This is a genomic window from Paenibacillus dendritiformis (assembly GCF_015845845.1).
GTDB lineage: Bacteria > Bacillota > Bacilli > Paenibacillales > Paenibacillaceae > Paenibacillus_B > Paenibacillus_B dendritiformis_C.
The window spans coordinates 21550-42067 of record NZ_LDIG01000298.1 but is presented as its reverse complement, the minus strand read 5'-3'; the positions used below and the strand labels follow the sequence as shown (position 1 = coordinate 42067).

Annotated in this window: 16 protein-coding genes; 2 read left to right on the top strand and 14 right to left on the bottom strand. The window is 59.8% G+C overall.

Translation table 11 applies throughout. The features are described 5' to 3' along the window. Positions 1-32: 32 nt before the first annotated feature. The 13 genes from ABD76_RS28900 to ABD76_RS28840 form a co-directional block, all read right to left on the bottom strand. On the bottom strand, positions 33-2642 hold the full coding sequence (locus tag ABD76_RS28900) for a transglycosylase domain-containing protein (protein ID WP_197260302.1): 2610 nt from the start codon (positions 2640-2642) through the stop codon (positions 33-35). A 194-nt stretch (positions 2643-2836) separates the two neighbouring features. Further along, a complete protein-coding gene (gene hfq, locus ABD76_RS28895; RefSeq protein ID WP_040730128.1) occupies positions 2837-3079 on the bottom strand; it encodes an RNA chaperone Hfq in 243 nt (80 codons plus the stop codon). 49 nt (positions 3080-3128) lie between these two features. Further along, the gene (gene miaA / locus ABD76_RS28890; RefSeq protein ID WP_197260315.1) at positions 3129-4046 is read right to left on the bottom strand and encodes a tRNA (adenosine(37)-N6)-dimethylallyltransferase MiaA; all 918 of its coding nucleotides are present in this window, start codon (positions 4044-4046) and stop codon (positions 3129-3131) included. A gap of 13 nt (positions 4047-4059) precedes the next feature. Next, positions 4060-4854: a class I SAM-dependent methyltransferase gene (locus ABD76_RS28885; protein WP_197260301.1), complete on the bottom strand. Its 795-nt coding sequence runs from the start codon at positions 4852-4854 to the stop codon at positions 4060-4062. Positions 4855-4910: 56 nt separating this feature from the next. Next, the gene (gene mutL, locus ABD76_RS28880) at positions 4911-7052 is read right to left on the bottom strand and encodes a DNA mismatch repair endonuclease MutL (protein WP_197260300.1); all 2142 of its coding nucleotides are present in this window, start codon (positions 7050-7052) and stop codon (positions 4911-4913) included. A 13-nt stretch (positions 7053-7065) separates the two neighbouring features. Next, complete coding sequence (mutS, locus tag ABD76_RS28875) at positions 7066-9870, bottom strand: DNA mismatch repair protein MutS (RefSeq protein WP_197260299.1); 2805 nt, start codon at positions 9868-9870, stop codon at positions 7066-7068. 61 nt (positions 9871-9931) lie between these two features. Further along, entirely contained in the window at positions 9932-11245 is a 1314-nt protein-coding gene (locus ABD76_RS28870; RefSeq protein WP_242069872.1) for a putative amidoligase domain-containing protein, read from the bottom strand. A 443-nt stretch (positions 11246-11688) separates the two neighbouring features. After that, entirely contained in the window at positions 11689-12249 is a 561-nt protein-coding gene (locus ABD76_RS28865) for an outer spore coat protein CotE (protein WP_197260297.1), read from the bottom strand. Between the two features lie 394 nt (positions 12250-12643). Then, positions 12644-13630 (bottom strand): aromatic acid exporter family protein, encoded by a 987-nt coding sequence (locus ABD76_RS28860; RefSeq protein ID WP_197260296.1) that lies wholly within the window; start codon positions 13628-13630, stop codon positions 12644-12646. A 142-nt stretch (positions 13631-13772) separates the two neighbouring features. Then, a complete protein-coding gene (locus tag ABD76_RS28855) occupies positions 13773-14612 on the bottom strand; it encodes an ABC transporter permease (RefSeq protein ID WP_197260295.1) in 840 nt (279 codons plus the stop codon). After that, the gene (locus tag ABD76_RS28850; RefSeq protein WP_197260294.1) at positions 14596-15393 is read right to left on the bottom strand and encodes an ATP-binding cassette domain-containing protein; all 798 of its coding nucleotides are present in this window, start codon (positions 15391-15393) and stop codon (positions 14596-14598) included. Before ABD76_RS28850 ends, ABD76_RS28855 begins: the two co-directional genes overlap by 17 nt. 30 nt (positions 15394-15423) lie before the next feature. Continuing rightward, complete coding sequence (locus tag ABD76_RS28845; RefSeq protein ID WP_197260293.1) at positions 15424-16431, bottom strand: ABC transporter substrate-binding protein; 1008 nt, start codon at positions 16429-16431, stop codon at positions 15424-15426. Between the two features lie 216 nt (positions 16432-16647). Continuing rightward, positions 16648-18165 (bottom strand): carboxypeptidase M32, encoded by a 1518-nt coding sequence (locus ABD76_RS28840; RefSeq protein ID WP_197260292.1) that lies wholly within the window; start codon positions 18163-18165, stop codon positions 16648-16650. Positions 18166-18310: 145 nt separating this feature from the next. On the opposite strand from ABD76_RS28840, the gene ABD76_RS28835 reads away from it, so the two are divergent. Both ABD76_RS28835 and ABD76_RS28830 read left to right on the top strand, forming a co-directional pair. After that, positions 18311-18682 carry an iron-sulfur cluster biosynthesis family protein gene (locus ABD76_RS28835; RefSeq protein ID WP_197260291.1) on the top strand — a complete coding sequence of 124 codons (372 nt, stop codon included), beginning with the start codon at positions 18311-18313 and terminating at the stop codon, positions 18680-18682. Between the two features lie 2 nt (positions 18683-18684). Then, the gene (locus tag ABD76_RS28830) at positions 18685-19317 is read left to right on the top strand and encodes a beta-class carbonic anhydrase (RefSeq protein ID WP_197260290.1); all 633 of its coding nucleotides are present in this window, start codon (positions 18685-18687) and stop codon (positions 19315-19317) included. 58 nt (positions 19318-19375) lie between these two features. Here the strand turns inward: ABD76_RS28830 and ABD76_RS28825 are convergent, their stop codons facing one another. Next, a complete protein-coding gene (locus tag ABD76_RS28825) occupies positions 19376-20353 on the bottom strand; it encodes a CobW family GTP-binding protein (protein WP_197260289.1) in 978 nt (325 codons plus the stop codon). Between the last annotated feature and the right edge of the window lie 165 nt (positions 20354-20518).

The window sequence follows — 20518 nt, the reverse complement described above, 5'->3', positions numbered from 1 at the left end:
ATTGCGCGCTTCCTCTGATGCGTAAACAGGCATTAACCATTTCCGTTGCCGTTATTTCCGTTACGGCCAAAGCCATGGCCGTTGCCCTCTCCATTGTTGCCCGGAACGGCCTGATCCTGTCCCGGATCCGGATCCTCGAAGCTGTCCGTCTGATCCGGCGGAGTCGGCGGCTCCGGCTGATCCGGCACCACGGTTCCAGGCACCGTGCCCGTATCATCCCAGCCTCCGGACGAATCGGAACCGTCGGAGTCAGGAGGAAACGGTTCAACCGATCCGTCCGGGTCTTCCCCCGGATCCGGAGGATCCACAGTCGGCGGCTCCGGCGTTTCTGGCGGCTCCGGTATCTGGATCTCTTCTTCCTCGATCTTGACCGTGGCGACGTTGGAACGAGCCGATTCCTCGTCTCCGCTTACCGCCGTCACCACATACGAATACGTCTCGCCGGCAAATACGCCGATATCTTCCGCATTCGTTACCTTCAGTCCGCCCAGCAATTTCGTATAATCCTGCTCGGCCGAAGACTTCCGGTACAAATTGTAGACGATATTCTCGCCCTGCACCGGCTGCCAGCTCAGCGACACGGTCTTCGTCGCTTCCGAGTAGGAAGCGGCCAAGCCGCTAACCTTTTGCACCGGTTCAGGCTGCTTCTCGACATGTTCCGGCTTGTTGAAGGAACCGGACTTCCGATCCTTCAGCGCCTTGCCCACCACTTCGCTGAACATGCGCGAAGGCACCCGGCTGCTCTCATGCAGCACATGATCGCGGTCCGTCTTGTCATATCCCATCCATACCGCGGCCGTCCATTCCGGCGTATAGCCGACGAACCACGCATCCCGGTCGCCCGGCCCGTCATAGCCCGGAACCGAATGCTGCGTCGTGCCGGTCTTGCCCGCTACCTGGCGGCCGCTGATCTGCGCCTGGGTGCCGGTGCCGCTATTCACGACATCCGTAAGCATCTCCGTCATATAATAAGCGGTCTGCTCGCTCATGACCTTCACCGGCTTCGGCACATGATACGTGAAATAATCATGCCCCTTGCGGTCCACAATCTTCGCCACAGCGTAAGAAGGATAATAATTGCCTCCATTGGCGAAAGCATTATAAGCGGTGGACATGTCAATTGGCGTCACGCCGTGCGTCATCCCGCCCAAAGCGATCGACAGGTTCAAATCGTCATTCGTTAACGGGATGCCCAAGCTCTTGGCAAATTCAAAACCGGTCTTCAATTTGATCTCATTCAGCAGCCAGACGGCCGGAATATTGATCGAGCGTCTGACCGCTTCCTTCATATCGACGCTGGTCGTATAGCCGCCCAGGTTGGTCGGACAGTATCCGTTGAAGCATTGCTTCTCATTGCTCAGCTTCGACCACGGGAACCATTTGCCGGTCTCCAGCGCCGGAGCGTAGGACACGATCGGCTTGAAGGCCGAGCCCGGCTGCCGCTTGATGGTCGCCCGGTTCAATCCTTTGCGGGCATAGTCTCGCCCGCCCATCATCGCCAGGATAGCGCCGGTCTTATGATCCGTAATGACCATCGCGCCCTGCACCTTCGTCTCGTCCTTGCTCTTCTCGAACATCTCGTCATTATTGAAGGCGTCGTACATAATGCGCTGCGCATTCGAGTCCAAAGTCGTATAGATCTGGTACCCGCCGCGGAACAACTGGTCTTCGGTAAGACCGGTCCGTTCCACGATTTCCTCTACCATATAATCCAGATAAGAATAATACGGTTCTTCACTATTATTGTTGGCGGCCCCTTCATCCTTGGTCTCTACCGGCACGTAATCGACCGCGGCCGCTTCGTCCCGCTCCTGCGCCGTAATATAGCCCTGCTCATACATCAACTGGAGCACGACCTGGCGCCGCTCCTTCGAGCGCTCCGGATTATTAATCGGGTTGTAATGGGTCGGCGCCTTCGGAATGGCAGCCAGCGTGGCGATCTGCCACAATTCAAGCTTATTGAGATCCTCCGTGCCGAAGTAAGTTTTCGATGCGGCGATAATGCCGTAGGCCCGTTTTCCGAAGAAAATACGGTTCAAATACATCGTTAAAATTTCGTCTTTCGTAAAATGGTTCTCCAACGCCAGCGCGATGGATACCTCGGTCGCTTTCCGGAAGATGGTCTTGTCGCTGGTCAAGAACATGTTCTTCGCCAGCTGCTGGGTAATGGTGCTGCCGCCCTCGGCCAAGCTTCGCGACACGATATCCTTCACCATGGCGCGGCCGATGGACCACAGGTCGACCCCGCGGTGCTCATTGAAGCGCCGATCCTCCGTCGCGATGAACGCATCGCGGACGCGCTGCGGAATATCTTCCGGCTCGGCAATCTCCCGATGCTCAATTCCTTTGCCCAGATGGGCGATAACATTATTATTGCTGTCATATACGGTGGAGATTTCAGCCATCTCGAACATGTCGGCGTCCTTGTACTCGCGCATCAGACGCTCGCCGTTCAGCAAGATGAACAGATAACCGCCCACCGCGATAAAGGCGGCAAACGCAGCCATAAAGAACGACAGCCAAAAGGTTTTGCGCCAACTCCATTTGCCGCGTTTCTTGGGAGGTTTCCCCTTCCCTTTCCCCTTGGTCGGCACCGGTGTGCGCGTGCGTGTACGCTGGGGAGGTTGCTTCTCTCTCGTCATTATAACCGACTCCCTTTTGTTCACAGAAATGAGTTCCCTCTACTCTATCTCCTACGATTTGCATGCTATCCAGCACCTGATGGGACGTTGAATGAAAAGAACAACCCTTCAGGGTTGTTCGGCAGCGGACTATACCATTAGACGCAAAACAGGGGCGAAAAGTTGCATCGCTTCCCTTCGGCCCCCGTTGAAGCTTATTGCGTGTCGTTCTGATGATCCTGCATCAGGGATACGTTACGCTGCGGCGTGAACGTGGAAATGGCGTGCTTATACACCATTTGCTGGCGGCCGTCGCTGTCTATGACGATGGTAAAGTTGTCAAATGCGCGGATAACCCCGCGAATCTGGAACCCGTTCGTTAAATACACCGTCACCGGGATGCTCTCCTTGCGCAATTGGTTCAAAAACGTGTCCTGGATATTAATAGATTTATTCATCGTCCGTACCCCCATAATCATAAGGTTGTGTTGAAATATATTCAACCTCTTACCGAAACTTTCCTGCTATGATTTTACAAATTCGATCGAAATGTTCGTCCGCCCGCTCCGGTTCGCTTACATCCACCCATTCAATATCCTGCATGCGGCGGAACCAGGAGAGCTGACGCTTCGCAAAACGCCGCGTATCGCGCTTCAACCGTTCGACAGCGGCCTCCAGCGACATGTCATTCTCCAAATACGCAGCGATTTCCTTATACCCCAGCCCCTGCATGGAGACGAGCTGACGCGAGTAGCCTGCGTCCAGCAAGCGGCGCACTTCCTCAATCAGTCCGTCCCGGAGCATGACGTCGATTCGATCCTCAATACGTTTATATAGCATCTGCCGGTCCATTGTCAAACCGATTAAGCACAGGTTGTACGGAGAAGCCTTCTGTTGGCCTGCCAGCTGCGACGATATCGTCTGCCCGGTCAGATGGTAAATCTCCAATGCCCGCACGACCCGCCGCTGATCATTCGGGTGCAGCCGATTCGCCGTTACCGGGTCCACAGCCTGCAGCTTGGCGTGCAGCGCCTCGGGGCCATGGGCAAGCGCAAATTCCTTCATCTCCTGGCGAAAAGCCTCATCCGAACCGGCATCGCTGAACTCGAAGCTGTAGCAGACCGATTCCACATACAAGCCGGTCCCTCCGACAATGAACGGCAGCCGATCCCGCGCGGTGATATCGTCAATCAGTTGACGGCATCGTTCCTGGAACTCGGCGACAGAGAAGGCATAATCGGGCTCATGGATATCCAGCAGATGATGAGGTATCCCCCTTCTCTCGTCCGGCGGAAGCTTCGCGGTGCCGATATCCATCCCGCGGTACACCTGCATGCTGTCGCCGGAAATAATCTCGCACTCGAAGGCATGAGCCACATCCAGACTCAGCTTCGTCTTGCCAACTGCCGTAGGGCCGACGAGCACGAGCAGCCTCGGCCTAGTTGGCGACGTTGTTGCCGGCAATGTCAATCACTCCATATGCTAATTTCGTCCCGGTATGCACGATCCGTTCGAATCCGAGCCGTCCGAATTCCTCGCTGCCCCGCAATTCCTTCATGACGACCGTTTTCCTGGCCACGCGGCAAGCTTCGCGAATCGTTTCCGGCTGCACCGCTCCCGGATTGGCCAGGGCGCGCAGCGGGTCGATCGATGCCGATTCCTTCACCGGTTCGCGGAACATCGGATCGAAATAGACGATGTCCACCGAACCGTCGGGAAGGCCGCGCAGCCACTCCCCATGATCGGCCTGCTTCAGTTCGATGCGGCGCATCGCTTCATTGACGGATTCAATGCTGCTCTCATACAAGAGAAGCCCTTCATGCAGCAGGGTAAAAAGCGCCTGCTCGCTCTCCAGAGCCGTCACGCGGCCCGCTTCGCCAACGACATGGGAGAAGACGAGCGCATCGGACCCAAGTCCGGCCGTGCAATCCAGCACCTCATCGCCCGGTTGGGCGCGGCTGGCCGTAATCATCGTGTCCCCTTCGCCGGCCAGCAGCCGCTTGATGCGGACATAGGCCATGCTGGGGTGGTAGATCAGTTCGGTAACTCCCAGCTTTGTGTAGCGTACATCTTTATTCCGGTATACGACAAATTCATCGTCCCCGTACCGGTTCCGCAGAGCGGGCAGCGTACATTTCTGGCGCTCGACGAACCGGTGGCCGAACATTTCGGCCATCTTCCGGGCGCGTTCCCTTATATGCGGGGAGGTCTTGTCCCCCGTAGTTACAATCATGAGCTCCTCCTCATTATATACGCTTCAGAAAGGGAAACACAAATGCGGCACCCGCATTACATGACCCGCTTGAACATTTTCTCTAAATCATAGGTCGTGAATTTGACGACGATCGGGCGCCCGTGCGGGCAAGTATACGGCTGGCGGCATGCGGCCAGCCGGGCCAGCAGCGTTTCCGCTTCCGCATCGGTCAAGCGCTGGTTCGCCTTGATCGAAGCTTTGCACGAGCACATAATCGCCGAGGCCTCTCTCAGCTTGGCGACATCCGGCACTTTCTCGCGCAGCACCCAATCCGTCATCTCCCGCACCAGATCGGCTTCCTCTCCGTTCGGGAACCAGTGCGGATACGACCGGACGAGGAAGGTCTGCCCCCCGAACGGCTCCAGCCGGATGCCGGCCTGCTCCAGCAGGTGCATCCGATCCCGGATGCGCGCGGCCTCCGCCGTCGTGAACTCCAGCGTCAACGGCAGCAGCAGCTCCTGCGACGCCTCCTCGGGATGTCCGAAGCGTTCGTAATAATATTCATAATTGATGCGTTCGTGGGCGGCATGCTGATCGACCAGATACAGCCCCTCCGCATTGGATGCGATAAGATACGTTCCGTGCAATTGACCGATAAGCTCGACGGCCGGGAACGGCGGCAGCTCCGCCTCTGCCGGCTTGCCTGCGCCGGCTTGCCATGCCGCCTGGACGCCCGACGGGCGGGAGCCGAACGGCGTCCGGTTCGGAGCCCGGTCCGGCGCTTGCCCCGGCGCGGCGGAACCGGATCGCGAGCCGCCGTTCGTGCCGGCATAGCTTCCGCGGAGCTCGCGGACCGCTTCCGGTTCCCGCATTAGCCCGGCAGCCGGCTCAGGCGCCCGCTTCTCCGCTGGCGCCGCATCCTGGGGGCCATAATCCCCCTCACGCACGGGCGCCTGACCGCTCTCCGGCGGCACGGCCGCCGCGCCGGAGCTCCCCTGCGCGCCATCTGCAGGCTTCACGGCGGCGCGGGCAGACTCATAACCGTCCGGTTCCGCAGCCGGGGCGGGCGCTTCGCTCTCAGGCGGCAGCGGCGGCAGCTCCGGCTCCGCCGACGGAACGAGCGCGCCCATCGGCTTGAGCCGTGGCTCGTCACGGCCCCCGGCCAGCGATGCGGCAGCCCACTGCCATTCCGTCTGCTCGACATAGGTGCGCACCTTCGCCTTGTCCGGCGCCGCTTGCGGGATGAGCGCCTGCTGCAGCAGGATCTCCCGCAGCGTGGAGGCGATGAATTCGCACAGCTCCGGCTCCTTGCTGAAGCGGACCTCCAGCTTCGCCGGATGCACATTGACATCGACCAGCGTCGGGTGCATCCGCGCATGGAGGACGATCATCGGGAAGCGATTGATCGGCAGCAGCGTATGGTACGCCTTCAGCACCGCCTGGTTCAAGGCGAAGCTCCGCACATAGCGCCCGTTCACGAACCAGGACATCGCGTTGCGGTTCGAGCGGGTCAGCTCCGGCTTCCCGATATATCCCTCCAGCTTGTAATCCAGCTGCTCCGCCTCCACCGGCAGCATGCTCTTCGCCGTCTGCACGCCGTAGACCGCGGCGATCACCTGCTGCAAATCGCCATTGCCGATCGTCTGCAGCAGCAGATTGTCATTATGCTTCAGCGTGAACGCAATCTGCGGATAAGCGAGCGCCAGACGGTATATGTAGTCGGAGATATGGCCGAGCTCGGTCTGCACCGTCTTCATATACTTCAAGCGGGCCGGCGTATTGAAGAACAAATCGCGGACGGCGATATCCGTCCCCTGCATCGACTGCGCCGGCTCGGACGTTTTTACGGTTCCTCCTTCTATCGTCAGCTTCCGCCCGAGGCCGCTGTCATCCGCGGAGCTGGTGAGCTCCACCCGCGCCACGGCGGCGATGCTGGGCAATGCCTCTCCGCGGAAGCCAAGGCTGCGGATCGCGAACAGATCTTTGCCGGAAGCGATCTTGCTGGTGGCGTGGCGCTGGAAGGCGTTCTCCACATCGTCTTCCCCGATGCCGGATCCGTTGTCCTTGACCCGGATCAACTGGAGCCCGCCCTCCTCGACGGTCACGTCTATCCGGGTGCTCCCGGCGTCGATCGAATTTTCCACCAATTCCTTGACGACGGAGGAAGGCCGTTCCACGACCTCCCCAGCCGCGATCTGATTGGCGATATGCTCGTCCAATATATGAATGACGGCCATCTCGGATTCCCCCTTATTCGTTCTTCAGCCCGCGCGCCCGCTTCATGAACGCGTGCAAGGCGTTCATCGCCTCGAGCGGCGTGAGCGAGAGCACGTCGACCTCCCGCAGCTCGGCGATCAGCTCGTCGGCCTCCCGGTTCCGCCGCTGCTCCTCCTTCGCGGGCGGAGCGGCGTGAGCGGCTGGGGCAGCAGAAGCAGCGGATTCCTCCCAGCCGAACAGCGACAGCTGCTCAACGGCCCCGCTTGCGGCCGATCCCGCTTCCGTTGCCGGCGTCGGCTCCGCAGCCAGGCCCTCGGCCAGGCCCTCCTCTGCTGCCGCCGCCGGCTCGGCCTGCTCCCGCACCCGATCCGGCTGCCGTTCCTGCCGCACAGGAACCGCACTGCCGTTGTCACCCGGAGCGGGTTCCGCGCCAGTCTCCCGCAGCGCGCCCGTCTCATAGGTTTTCAACAGATCATAGGAGCGGCGGATAATCGAATCCGGCAGCCCGGCCAGCTTCGCGCAGTAGATGCCGTAGCTGGTGCTCGCCGCTCCCGGAATCAGCTTCCGCAGGAAGGTCACCTGATTCCCGCTCTCCTGAACCGCCATGCAGACGTTCCGCAGTCCGCCGAGCCGTTCCTCCAGATGGGCCAGCTCGTGGAAATGGGTCGATACGAGCGCCTTGCAGCCGATCTCGTCGTGGACGAACTCGATCACGGCTTGCGCAATCGACATCCCTTCGCTCGTCGACGTTCCCCGCCCGAGCTCGTCGATAATGACCAGACTCCGGCGCGTCGCCTTCGCGGTCATCACCTGGATATCCATCATCTCCACCATGAAGGTGCTCTGTCCGCCGATCAGATCATCCGCGGCGCCGATGCGGGTGAAGATCCGATCGACGATCGGCATGACGGCCCGGTCGGCCGGGACGAAGGAGCCCATCTGGGTCAAAATCGACATCAGCGCGACCTGGCGCATATAGGTGCTCTTCCCGGCCATGTTCGGACCGGTAATGAGCAGCATGCCGGCGGCCTGCTCCTCGAGCGCGGTATCGTTCGCCATGAACGAGCCGCTCTCCATGACCGCTTCCACCACCGGATGACGACCGCCTTCGATATGCATATCATAGCCGTCGGTGACCTCCGGACGGACGAAGCGATGCGACGCGGCGACCGCCGCAAGCGACTGATAGACGTCGATCTCCGCGATCGCCTCGGCCAGCGTCTGCAGCCTCCGGATCTGCTCGCCGATGCGCTGGCGAAGCTGGCTGAACAGCTCGTATTCCAGCCCGATCATTTTATCCTCCGCTTCCAGGATGAGCGCTTCCTTCTCCTTCAGCTCCGCCGTAATGAACCGCTCCGCGTTCGCCAAGGTCTGCTTCCGCTCGTAGCGCCCCTCCGGCAGCGCCTGCAGATTCGATCGGGTCACCTCGATATAATAGCCGAACACTTTGTTGTAGCCGACCTTCAGCGACTTGATGCCCGTCTCTTCCCGCTCGCGGCGTTCCAGCTCCGCGATCCACTGCTTGCCGTTCACGCTCGCTTCCCGCAGCTTGTCCAAATACGCGTCATAGCCCGCCTTGATGATGCCGCCGTCGCGAACCGAGACGGGCGGCTCCTCGACGATGGCGCGATCGATCCATTCCACGATATCCTGGCAGTCGTCCAAGCCGGACACCCGCTCGCGCAGCGTCGCCGAGTCGGTCTCCGCGCAGCACCGCTTCAAGCCGGGCACGCGCTCCAGGGAATGCTTCAGCGCGATCAGATCGCGGCCGTTCGCCGTGCCGAACGCGATCCGGCTGACGAGGCGCTCCAGATCGTAGACCTGATGAAGCTGCTCCCGAATATCCTCGCGCCAGATCATATGATGGTACAGCGTATCCACCGCTTCGAGCCGCGCCTCGATCGCCCGCTTGTTCATCAGCGGCTTGTCGATCCAGCGGCGCAGCAGCCGGCCTCCCATCGACGTCTGCGTCCGATCGAGCAGCCACAGCAGCGAGCCCTTCTTCGCCCGCTCGCGCACCGTCTCCGTCAGCTCCAGATTGCGGCGGGTGAACGGATCGAGGACCAGATATTGATCCGGCTCATACGTCCGCACCTGCGTCAACTGGGACAAGGAGCGCTTCTGCGTCTCCGCCAGATACGACATCAGCAAAGCCAGCGCCTGGCGGCGCTCCGGATCGAGCCGCATCCAGGCCGCCTCGCCGAATTGCCGCTGGGCGAGCGCCTCATCCCGCTTCGTCCACGGGGTGAACAGAACCGGCTTGCTCCATGCCTTCGTCACCGGGCGCGCCTCGTCCAGCACCCGTTCCATGCCGATAATCTCCGTCGGCGCATACACGTTCAGCTCGTCCAGCAGCCAGGACTGGCCGGCGGGGGCGGAGGTCGCCGTCACCTCGCCGGTCGACAGATCGCAGGCGGCCAGAGCGTACATGCCTTCATGCTCCGTGAGACAGAGCAAATAATGATTGGCCTTCTCGTCAATCATCTTCCCTTCCATAATCGTGCCCGGGGTAATGATGCGCACGATCTCGCGGCGCACGACCCCTTTCGCAGCCGACGGATCCTCCATCTGCTCGCAGATGGCGACCCGGTAGCCTTTCTCGATCAGCCGCTGTATGTAACCGTCGGCGGAATGATACGGAACGCCGCACATCGGTATCCGGTCCTCTGTCCCGCTATTGCCCCGTCCGGTGAGCGTAATCTCCAGCTCCTTGGCCGCCACAATCGCGTCGTCATTGAACATTTCATAGAAATCGCCGAGGCGGAAAAACAAAATCGCGTCCTCCGCCTGCTGCTTAATCGCCAAATATTGCTCCATCATCGGCGTCATCTTCGCCATTAAACACCCTCCGATACCTGACCTTGAATCGTCCTCATTATATCAAAAAAAGAGCGCGGACTCACGCCTTCGCCGCGCCCTCCTTCCGGACGGCCCATGCCTGGCGGATATCTTCGCGCTCATTCCAGCGCCAGCCCGAATCGATGCGGCGGGCGAAGGAGCGGATGAGAGCCTGCTCCCGGCCGCTTCCCGTTCCTCCTCCGGCAGAGACGGCTTCATATTCCAGTGCGGCCAGCAGCCCCTGCACCGCCGCCCGGGCAACCGGCCGCAGCTCCTCCGCCGGCCGGCCGGCATGATAGGCGCGGATGACCGGATCGCGCAGACTGTCGCGCCGCTTCAAGCGGTGGCGGAGCCTGGCGGCCGCGTTCAGCAGGGCCAGCACTTCCCGCGCCAGCTCCGGCGAGAACAGGAAGCTGGGGAGCGTCCGGTATTCGAAGCCGCCGGCCCCGCCATGCTCCTGGAGGCGCACGTCGCCGAACGTCCCGTAGCGGGGCCGCCGCGGCGCGCCGGACGGATCCTCCAACGCGGCGACCGGCAGAGCGACATACGTGTCCAGCACCCGCGCGAGCTCGGACGTGAGCGGCAGCCCGCTCAGATGGATATGCCCGCCCAGCGGGAAGCGGCCCACCGGCCGGCCGCCGGCAAGCCACTCCAGCGCGGCGCCGTCCCCCGCTTCGAGATGGCGGCGGGCCTCCGCCATCGCGGCGGCGATATTGCGCACGAGCTGCGCCGGTCCCGGGGCCGGATCGGGGCGCAGCTCCATCAGCGGGAAGCGCACCCGGCCCCCGATGCGCACCGCGTCGCAGCCCGCCCGCCCGCCTCGGGGCAGGAAGCGGCTCGCGGCGATCAGCTTGCGCCGGCTCGCGTCATGCAGCACGAACTCCGCGTCGAGCCCCAGCAGGACCTGACCCGGCCGGGCGCGGGCGGATTGCTGTTCGGCGGCCGCCTTGGCCCAGGAAGCGGCATAGCTCTCCAGCACCCATGCCGGCAGCGGCGCCGGAACGGGCTCCACCCGCTCGATGGCGTCGCCGGGACGCGGCTCCTCCAGGACGCCGGCGGGCCCATCGGTCTCGTCAGCGGCGGGGCAGCAGCGGAGCGTGACCGCTCCCGTGTCGCGGCCGAGCGCATAGACCGCCCGCACCGCCAGCCGGGCCAGCCGCAAGTAGGGCGGCCGCGTCCAGCCGTCCAGCGGACGGTAGAAATAGCCGCCCGTCGGCGACTGGAAGCAATGCGCCGCGGCGACCGCCTCAAGCTGGCTGACCCAGAAGCAGACCGTGCGCACGAAGCCGGCGCCGTCCGGGTCGCTTCCCGGCTCCGCGCCCCAGGCGGCCCGGTCGAGCACCGGCAGTCCCCACAGCCGCAGCCGCTCCCGCATCGCCGGTCCGCTCCACGGCCCGGCGTGGCGGTTCAAAATCATCCTCCCGTCGCCGACGGAGCCAATCCCCCCTGCCGCGTCCGGCAGGCGGACCGCCCCAGGCTCCTCCAGCCATAGGACATCGACGCAAGGCTGCGCTCCGGCTGCCTCCGGAGGCGGCGGCTCGGCATAGCGCCGCCATTGACGGTATCCGGCGGCATGATCGGTGTACAGGCGGACACCGCCGCCCAATTCCAGACGCTGCATCGCCTCGTCCCCCGTTCATCATCGTGCTCATGATTGCCCGCTATCGGCAATCCGGCAATTTTTTCAAAAAAAAGGAGGGCTCCCGCCCTCTTCGATGATGCTGCTGCTGCATATGCATAAGTATGAAGTTCAACGGATGAGGGCTTCAGGATGTTATCCGGGATATCTCCGCAGGCGGTGAGGGTCTGCGGACCTAATCACAACTCCTCATCCGTTAAATCCGGATCCAGATCGTCGAACTCTTCGTCCTGGATGCCGAAATCAAAGTCCTTGTCTTCGAAATCGTTGCAACCGTTCGGGCAGACGCGCACACATACCTTCGTCTCCGCTACCATCTCAACCGCGAATTCGCGCTCCACGCGAATCGTAACCCCTGTCCCGGACGAGGAGACGCTGGCCTCGACGCAGTTCGGCTCCTGGATCGCCTCAGCCGATACCTCTTCCGTCGTGCGGCGATGCTTCGGATCGACATAAGACAATCCGACGAGCTCGACGTAGGATACCGTCTCCTTGGCTACATCCGTCTGGGAATTGTTGTCGTACGAATACCAGATGTTGATGTCATACGTACCGATGACCTCAATTCCATCTCCGGCTCTCACCGATTCATATTGATGGTTGATAATCCAGGCTCCCAATATACTGGTCGGATGATGAGGCGGAGTGACGGTATGTGTAACGACGGAGAACTTGCGACCTTTGCCGCAAACTGCTTTCGTGATAATCTCACGGCAGTGGTGTTTATCTGAAATTGCCATCGTGTGGACCTCCTCCATACAATCATTCAATAAAGTGTATGCAGGACGTGGGCGAATGTTGAATAGACAGATTTAAATATAGAGAAAAAAGATATATGCTTCGGAATCCGGCTTCTATTCCGAAGCGGCGCGGGCGCTGCGCCTGCGGTCTTTATCATGATGCCGTGCCGGTGGTATGCGGCTCGCGGCCGCCGCGCTTCTCCTTGTTGCCGCCGGAGATTCTAGCGATCGGCATTTCCGGGAGCCGCTGCTATCTATCGCGCCAGCTCTTCTTCCACTACTCCATCCTTTTGGCAGCATAGCGAACGAGAAAGAGAGAATCCGTTCCGCACCGTCATACATAGTATATCTTTATGATGGAAGAGGCTGTCCGCATGCCATCTGGCTGGCCGTTTCAGACGGCCAGTTGTTTTTTTTGCTTGTCCTTTTTCGCGATTTTCAAAAAGCTGTGCAGTTCCCGAATCAACTGCAGCACCGCAGAGCGGACCTCGAATTCCCGCCGCGTCGCCGGCAGTTCCATCGCCCGGAACAGATCCTCCAGCTCCAGCAGCAGCTGCTCGGTCTTGCCCGTATAGTGCGGCTCCTTCACGTCGCGGCTGAGCTGATCGAACAGCTTGGCCACCAACAGGCATTGCGGAAGCTGTTCATATACCTGCGAGATGAGCTGCAGCATATTTTGAACATGGTCAAGCTGCGTCTTGCGCATATAGAAATAGACCAGCCACCGTTCATCCTCCCGCACGTCATCGGAACGAAGCAGCAAATTTTCGAGCGCCCGGGAAGCGAGCCGGATGCCTTCATCCGCCAAGGCGTTCGCCTCGATAATCTCGCGTCCGTCCCAGGCGCAAGACGGATCGCGCAGACAGCGGCCAATCTGCTGGAAAATGAGGGAGAAGCGATCATCGACCTCGCTTCGGATGCGAACGAGCTTGTCCTCCTCGCTCGGCATATAGATCAGATTGACCAGGGACGCGGAGCCAAGGCCGACGAGCAGCAGCAAGACCTCATTGAGCACCCCTTGCAGCGTCACAGCCCCCGCGCCATAAATATGGAAGGTGACGACCGAGCTCGTGACAATGCCTTCCTTGAAATTGAGCCGCACGATGACCGGAAAAGCCACCAATATGTATAAAGCCAGCACCCACAGATGAAAGCCAAGCAGTCCGAACAGAAGCGACGCCAGAAGCAGTCCGACGAGCGAGGCGAAAAAGCGGGCCGAGACGGTCTGGATGCTCCGCTTCCGCGTCACATCGACCCCCAAAATAGCCAACAGGCCCGCGCCGAGCGGGTTGGGGCTTCCGATCAGGCCCGCTGCAATGATCGCGCAGATCGAAGCGATTGCCGTCTTGATGACACGAATGCCGACAAATCGGAAAATCATAGAATTGCTCCTTGCTGTAGAGGGATTGTGTAGACTTTTATTATAATCCACAATCCCCTTGCACACCAAACATTTTGCGGCAGCCGATTCCCCGCCGGAGAGGGCGGCAGCGTGTTCCGCGCTCCGCCTGCCGCCCTGCGGCTTACGATCGGTTCAACCATGTCCGTTCCAGATAAGCGACTCCCTGGTACATCAATGTCGCGACGACGGCAATAATGACAAGGGACGCCATCACCAGCGTGAAATTGAACACCTGGAAGCCATAAATAATCAAATACCCAAGCCCGATCTTGGAGACAAGAAATTCTCCGACGATAACCCCGACCCAGGCCAAGCCGACATTCACCTTCAGCGTCGAGACGATCGCCGGGAAGGAGGCCGGCAGGATGACTTTGCGGAAAATGACGCTTTTGTCTCCGCCGAACACCCGTACGACCTTAATATAATTCGGGTCGACCTCCCGGAAGCTGTTGTATACGACGATTGTCGTAATAATGACGGTGATCGATAACGTCGTGACGACGATCGCCGCGAAGCCGGCTCCGAAACCGACGATAAAAAGCGGGCCGAGCGCTACCTTCGGCATGCTGTTGAACACGACCATGTACGGATCCAGCACCCGCGCCAGGAAATCCGACCACCAGATCACGACCGCCAGCAGCGTGCCGAGCAATGTCCCCAGCACGAAACCTGCGACCGTCTCCCCGACCGTCATTCCGAGATGCGGCCAGATCGACCCGTCGGCGAAGTCCTGCACAATCTGCCGCCATACTTTGCTCGGATAGCTGAACAGCAGCACATCAATCCATTTCAAGCGGCCAGCCAGTTCCCACAGACCGACGCAAGCGATGAGAATGGCAACTTGGGTAAGCGAGACGATCCAGGCCCTCTTCCGCCGGGCGGCCCGATAGCGCGAATACGTCCGTTCGAGCAGCCGGCGGGATTCCTCCGTCCCGCTGTTTGTCTCAGTTCGGCCCTGCATGTTCGCCCTCCTTTCCGTCCGAAGCCTCCAGCTCTTTCCACAGCTCGTGGAACATCTCGTTAAAGCCGGGCTGCTCTCTGGCATAGAAGGGCTGCGCCTCCCGTATCGCATCCGGGATGGCGAAGGCTTTGCGCACGGAGCCGGGATCGCGATTGAGCACGATCACCCGGTCGCTGACCGCGATGGCCTCCGACAGATCGTGCGTCACCAGGACGGCGGTCTTCCGCCGGGCCTTCAATGTATCGACGACCAGATCCTCCAGCTGCAACTTCGTCTGATAATCGAGCGCGGAGAACGGTTCATCCAGCAAGAGCAGCTCGGGCGAGGTCGCCAGCGTCCGCACGAGGGCGACCCGCTGCCGCATGCCGCCGGACAGCTGATGCGGATACGAGGCTTCCGTGCCGCCCAACCCCATCCCGCTCAGCAGTTCCCGTACCCGCTCCTCGGATTCCCGGTTCCACTGCTTCGTCAATTCCAGGCCGAGGCTTGCATTTTCCAGAATCGTGCGCCATGGATATAAATAATCGCTTTGCAGCATATAGCCGACCCGCGGCGAAGGTCCCGCGACCGCATCGCCATAGACGCGGACGCTGCCGTGCGTCGGCTCCAGCAGCCCTGCAATAATAGAGAGGATCGTCGTCTTGCCGCAGCCGCTCGGGCCGACCAGACTGACGAATTCCCCCGGCATAATCGTGACGGACAGCCGATCGATGGCAAGCTTCGCTTCGCGTTCCGTCACATAGACATGGGTGACTTGAGACATTTCTACCGCTGGGATCACGCGTCCGCCTCCTTCTCTTCTGCCCGCCGCCTACTTCACCTGCCGCTTGGCTTCCTCCGCAAATTCATTGTTGACGATCCGGCCATGCTCGATCCGCCCCTTCAATTCGCCGGCCGAATCCAGCACATCCAGCAGATTGCTCCACTCCTTGCCGTCCAACACCGGATCGGACGCGAAGGAGCCCTGTTCCTTATACCGCTTCACCGAGCTGACGACGATTTCCCGATCCGTATCCTTGAAAAATGACATAAGGACGTCGGCAATCGCTTCCGGCGATTCCGAATCCACCCACTTTTGCGCCTTAAAGACCGCATTGGTGAACTTCTGAACCGTTTCCTTGTTCTTCGTCAGGTAGCTTTGCTTCGCCATGAAGACCGTATACGGAAGCAATCCGCTCTCCACGCCGAACGAGGCGACGACCACCCCTCTGCCTTCCTTCTCGAAAATGGACGCCTGCGGCTCGAACAGCTGCACGTACTCGCCCGTGCCCGAAGCGAATGCGGAGGCGACGTTGGCAAAATCAATATTTTGAATCAGCTCCAAGTCGCCGTGCGGATCGATGCCGTGCTTTTTGAGCGTGAACTCGCCGGCCATTTGCGGCATCCCGCCTTTGCGCTGTCCGAGGAAGACCTTGCCTTTCAGATCATCCCAAGCGAATGTGCCGTCGGATTGGCGAGCCATCAGGAAGGTGCCGTCGGTCTGCGTCAGCTGCGCGAAGTTGATGACCGGATCCTCCGATCCTTGCTGCGCGACATAGACCGACGTCTCCGAGCCGACAAGCGCGACATCGATCGCCCCGGAGAGCAGCGCCGTCATCGTCTTGTCCCCCCCGAACGTCGTCTGGAGCTCCACCTCCAATCCCTCTTCCTCAAAAAATCCTTTGCCTATCGCGACATACTCGGGCGCATAAAAGATCGACCTGGTGACTTCCCCGACCTTCACCTTCACTTGACCGCTCTTGCCTCCGCAAGCCCCCAGCACTGCCGAGCACAGCAGCAGCACGGCGAGCACGGTGAAGCCAAGCCGTCTATGCTTCATCGAATGAACCCTCCTCTGCGGGAAAAATAAAAACCGTTGCTCCGCTCCTGCTCCTGCTGTCCTTCCAGCCGCGCCGGCCCGGCCCTGGAGATCATGTTCACGGATATGGCATCGTATGCAGGCGGCGAAAAAATGGTTATTCGCACAGCGCGAAAAAGCCGCATCCTTCCCTTACGGGATGACGCGGCTTCCTCGCGAATTCGGTTCGTTTCTTTGTTACAGGCTATATACATCCTTCATTTTGGCGGTCAAATAATCGACCAAATATTGCGGGTTCAGCGCTTCCCCGGTCACCTGCATCACGATCTCGGCAGGCGCAAGCAGCTTGCCGTGCTGATAAATGCGCTCGGTCAGCCACTCCTTAATCGCGAGCAGTTCGCCGCGGGCGATGCGATCATCGACATCCGGCATCCCCTGACGCAGCGCATGCATGAACTGAGCCGCATACATATTGCCGAGCGAGTAAGACGGGAAGTAGCCGAATCCGCCGCCCGACCAATGGACATCCTGAAGGACGCCTTCTCCCGCATGCTTCGGACGAACGCCGAGATAGGATTCATATTTCTCGTTCCATACATCCGGAAGATCGTCCACGGACAAGCCTTCGTTGAACAGCATCTTCTCGATTTCGTAGCGGATAATGATATGTAGATTATACGTGACCTCGTCCGCTTCAATGCGTATCAGCGACGGCTCCACCCGGTTCACCGCCCGGTACACCATCTCGCCGGTCACCTGTCCGAGCTGGGACGGGAAGGTCTGCTGCACCTGTCCATAATATCTCGACCAGAAGGCGCGGCTCCGTCCAATCAGATTTTCCCAGAAGCGCGACTGGGATTCATGGATCCCCATCGAGGTGCCGGAAGCAAGCGGCGTGCCTGCATATTTGGCGCTGATATTTTGCTCGTACAGCGCGTGCCCGCCCTCGTGGAGCGAGCTGAAGATCGCATCGGCCATATCATGCGTCTTGTAGTGCGTCGTAATCCGCACATCGCCAGGGTTGAGCCCGATCGCGAACGGATGAACGCTCTCGTCGAGACGGCCGGCGTCGAAATCGTAGCCGATCTCCTTCAGCAAAAATTTGCTGATTGCCTTTTGCCCTTCGATCGGGAATTCCTGGAAGAGAAAATCCGCGGCCGGCTGCTTGCCCGAGGCCTGTACCGACTGCACGAGCGGAACGAGCTGATCGCGGAGCTGCCCGAATATCGAATCGAGCTTCGCTACGGTCATGTCCGGCTCATACGCGTCCAGCAGCGTATCATAGCGCGTATCCCGCACGCCCCAATAATCGATAAATTGCTGCGTCTTCGCCACTATGTCCCGCAAGTACGGCTTAAACGACTCGTAATCTCCAGTTTTCTTCGCATCCTCCCACAGCGTCTCGGCATGGGAGGTCAGCACGACATACTCCTGATGAAGCTTCGGCGGGATCAACCGGCTGCGGTTGTATTCCTTGCGGGCATCCTTCACCATTTTGCGATCCGCCTGACTCAGCGAATCGAATACGCCAGGCTGCTCCAATTCGTCCAGACAATTTCCCATCTCCGGAGAGACGGAGAGCGCGAACATCTCCGCCGACAGCGCGCCGATGGCATGGGCCCGCTGCTCCGCCCCTTTGCGCGGAGCGCCTGTCCGCAAATCCCACTGCATCAGGCCCAGCGCTTCCTCATAACTTTTCATTTTCATCAACATATCGTGAAATTGCTGCAATACCGGCTGTTCATTTGTACTCATGAAAGAGCTCACCTCATTTTTCTTGATTCCACGGGCGATCCTGGTATTCGTGTCCGCTCACCTCTTGATGATACGTGGTGTTCGGGATATAATCAACTTTCAAAAGCGGCAGTCCCGCTGCAGCTCTGAAGAAGGAGTTGATAGGATGTCAGTCAGCATGGAAGTTACGCCGGGAGCGGCCGAGGCGCTGAGACGGAAGCTGGACGGGCCGTCCGGCGAAGAAGGCTATGTCAAGCTTATCTATGATACAGACGGCTGCGGGTGCGCGGTGAACGGGGTTCCCGCCCTCTGGGTGGTGAGGGAACGGAGCGCCTTCGATGAGGAGCTGCCGAACAACGCGGGCCTGCCCCTGCTCATCGACCGCCATCAGACCGTATTTTATGAAGAGCGCATGAAGCTCGATGCCGGAGCGATTCCCGGCTCTTTCGTGCTCAGCAGTCCGCAGCAGATTTATTCGACGCATGTCATCTGTTCGGATCGCCGCCAGGCTTCCGAGGCAGCTTCTGAGGAGGAATAACGATGAAGAACAACATGGAATCCATTTTGGAATTCAACAAGCAATTCGTGGACAAGCGGGAGTACGAGCAATTTTTGACGAACAAGTACCCGGACAAAAAGATGGCCATTATCACCTGCATGGATACCCGGCTCGTCGAGCTGCTTCCCCGGGCGATGAATCTGCGCAACGGCGATGCCAAAATCATCAAAAACGCGGGCGCCATTATTTCGCAGCCGTTCGGCAGCGTCGTACGGAGCGTGCTCGTCGCCATCTATGAGCTGGGAGCGAATGAAGTCGTCGTCGTCGGCCATTATGGATGCGGCATGACCGGACTGAATTCCGAGGGCATTATCGAGAAAGCGAAGGCAAGAGGAGTTCAGGATGTCGTCCTGGACACGCTCACCAATTCGGGCATCAAGCTGCACCACTGGCTGCGCGGCTTTGACGACGTCCACGAGGGCGTGCTGAACAGCGTGCGCATTTTGCGCAAGCACCCGCTGCTGCCGAACGATATCCCGGTGCATGGCATGGTCATTCATCCGGATACCGGCGCGCTGGAATGGATAGCGGACGGATACCGTTACCTGGAGGATCTCCAAGCCGATCCGGAACTGGCGGACAAAGAGACGCATACCCCTTCGGCCACCCGTTGAACGAACGGCGAAAGCTCCTGGCACAGAACATTCGGTTCTGCGCCAGGAGCTTTCGTGGTTATTGGCATAAATCGCGGAAGGAACGCTCCAGCTCGGCGACATCCATCTGCTCGCCGATCATGACGATAACATCCTCCACTTCGCCCTGCGGCGCAATGGGAACGAACTCGGTCGCCCGGTAGGCGTACTGGAACATATAGCGCTTCGTCGTATCGGTAAAGGTGACGATTCCCTTCGCCCGGTATACGTTCGAAGGCTGTCCGAGCAGCCACCGTTCGAACCGCTCGCTATCGACCGCTTGCGGGATGGCGCGCGTCCATACGGTAACCTTGTCGTGCGCGTGATGCCCTGGCGCGCTGCCTGGCTTTGTATTTTGCCCGGCGGGAGCGGCGCCCGTCCGAATCGCATCCAGCCAACGCGAACGGTCGATGGCAGCCCGCTCGGTGACGAGCATGTCGGCCTCGGCATTCCACGTGCGGAGATGGCGCCGCACCGCTTCCAACTGCGTCTCATTCACCCGGTCGGCCTTGTTCACCAGGATAAGCTGAGCCGCGCGAACCTGCTCCTGCAGCAGATTCATGAGCTTCCGGTTCGGCTTGTCCCCTTCTTCCAGCATCGCGGCCAGATGAGAAGCATCGGCCAAGGTCACGATATGATTCAAAACGACACCGGAATAAAGCGATATCTCCGTAATCGAGTCGACCAGCTCCATCGGCTGGGCGATTCCGGTACACTCCACATAGATGATGTCGGGCCGCTCGGACTGAACCAGCTCGTACAGCTTGAGACTGAAATCGCCCCGCATCGAGCAGCAGATGCATCCGTTCAGCAGCTCGGTCATCGCCACCTCCTCAGGCAGAAGCTTCCCGTCAAGATTCACCTCGCCCACCTCGTTCATGACAACAGCGGGCTTCATGCCGGACTCAAGGCTCCATTGCAACCATTGCTGAAGGAGCGTCGTCTTGCCGCTCCCGAGGAAGCCCGCCAGGATGACGACGGGAATTTTTGGCGCGTTGTCTGATATTTCGTTCGTCATTACGTACTCTACCCCATTTCCACTTGCCTGAACTCGCAGCAACCGCATAAGCGGGTTGATGATGAATAAAGCTTGCAACTATGTAATCAATTACATATAATGGAATATGAAAAGGTCTGTCCGTTTCCGCCTGAAGACGGGATGCAGACCCATTCCTGTATTGGA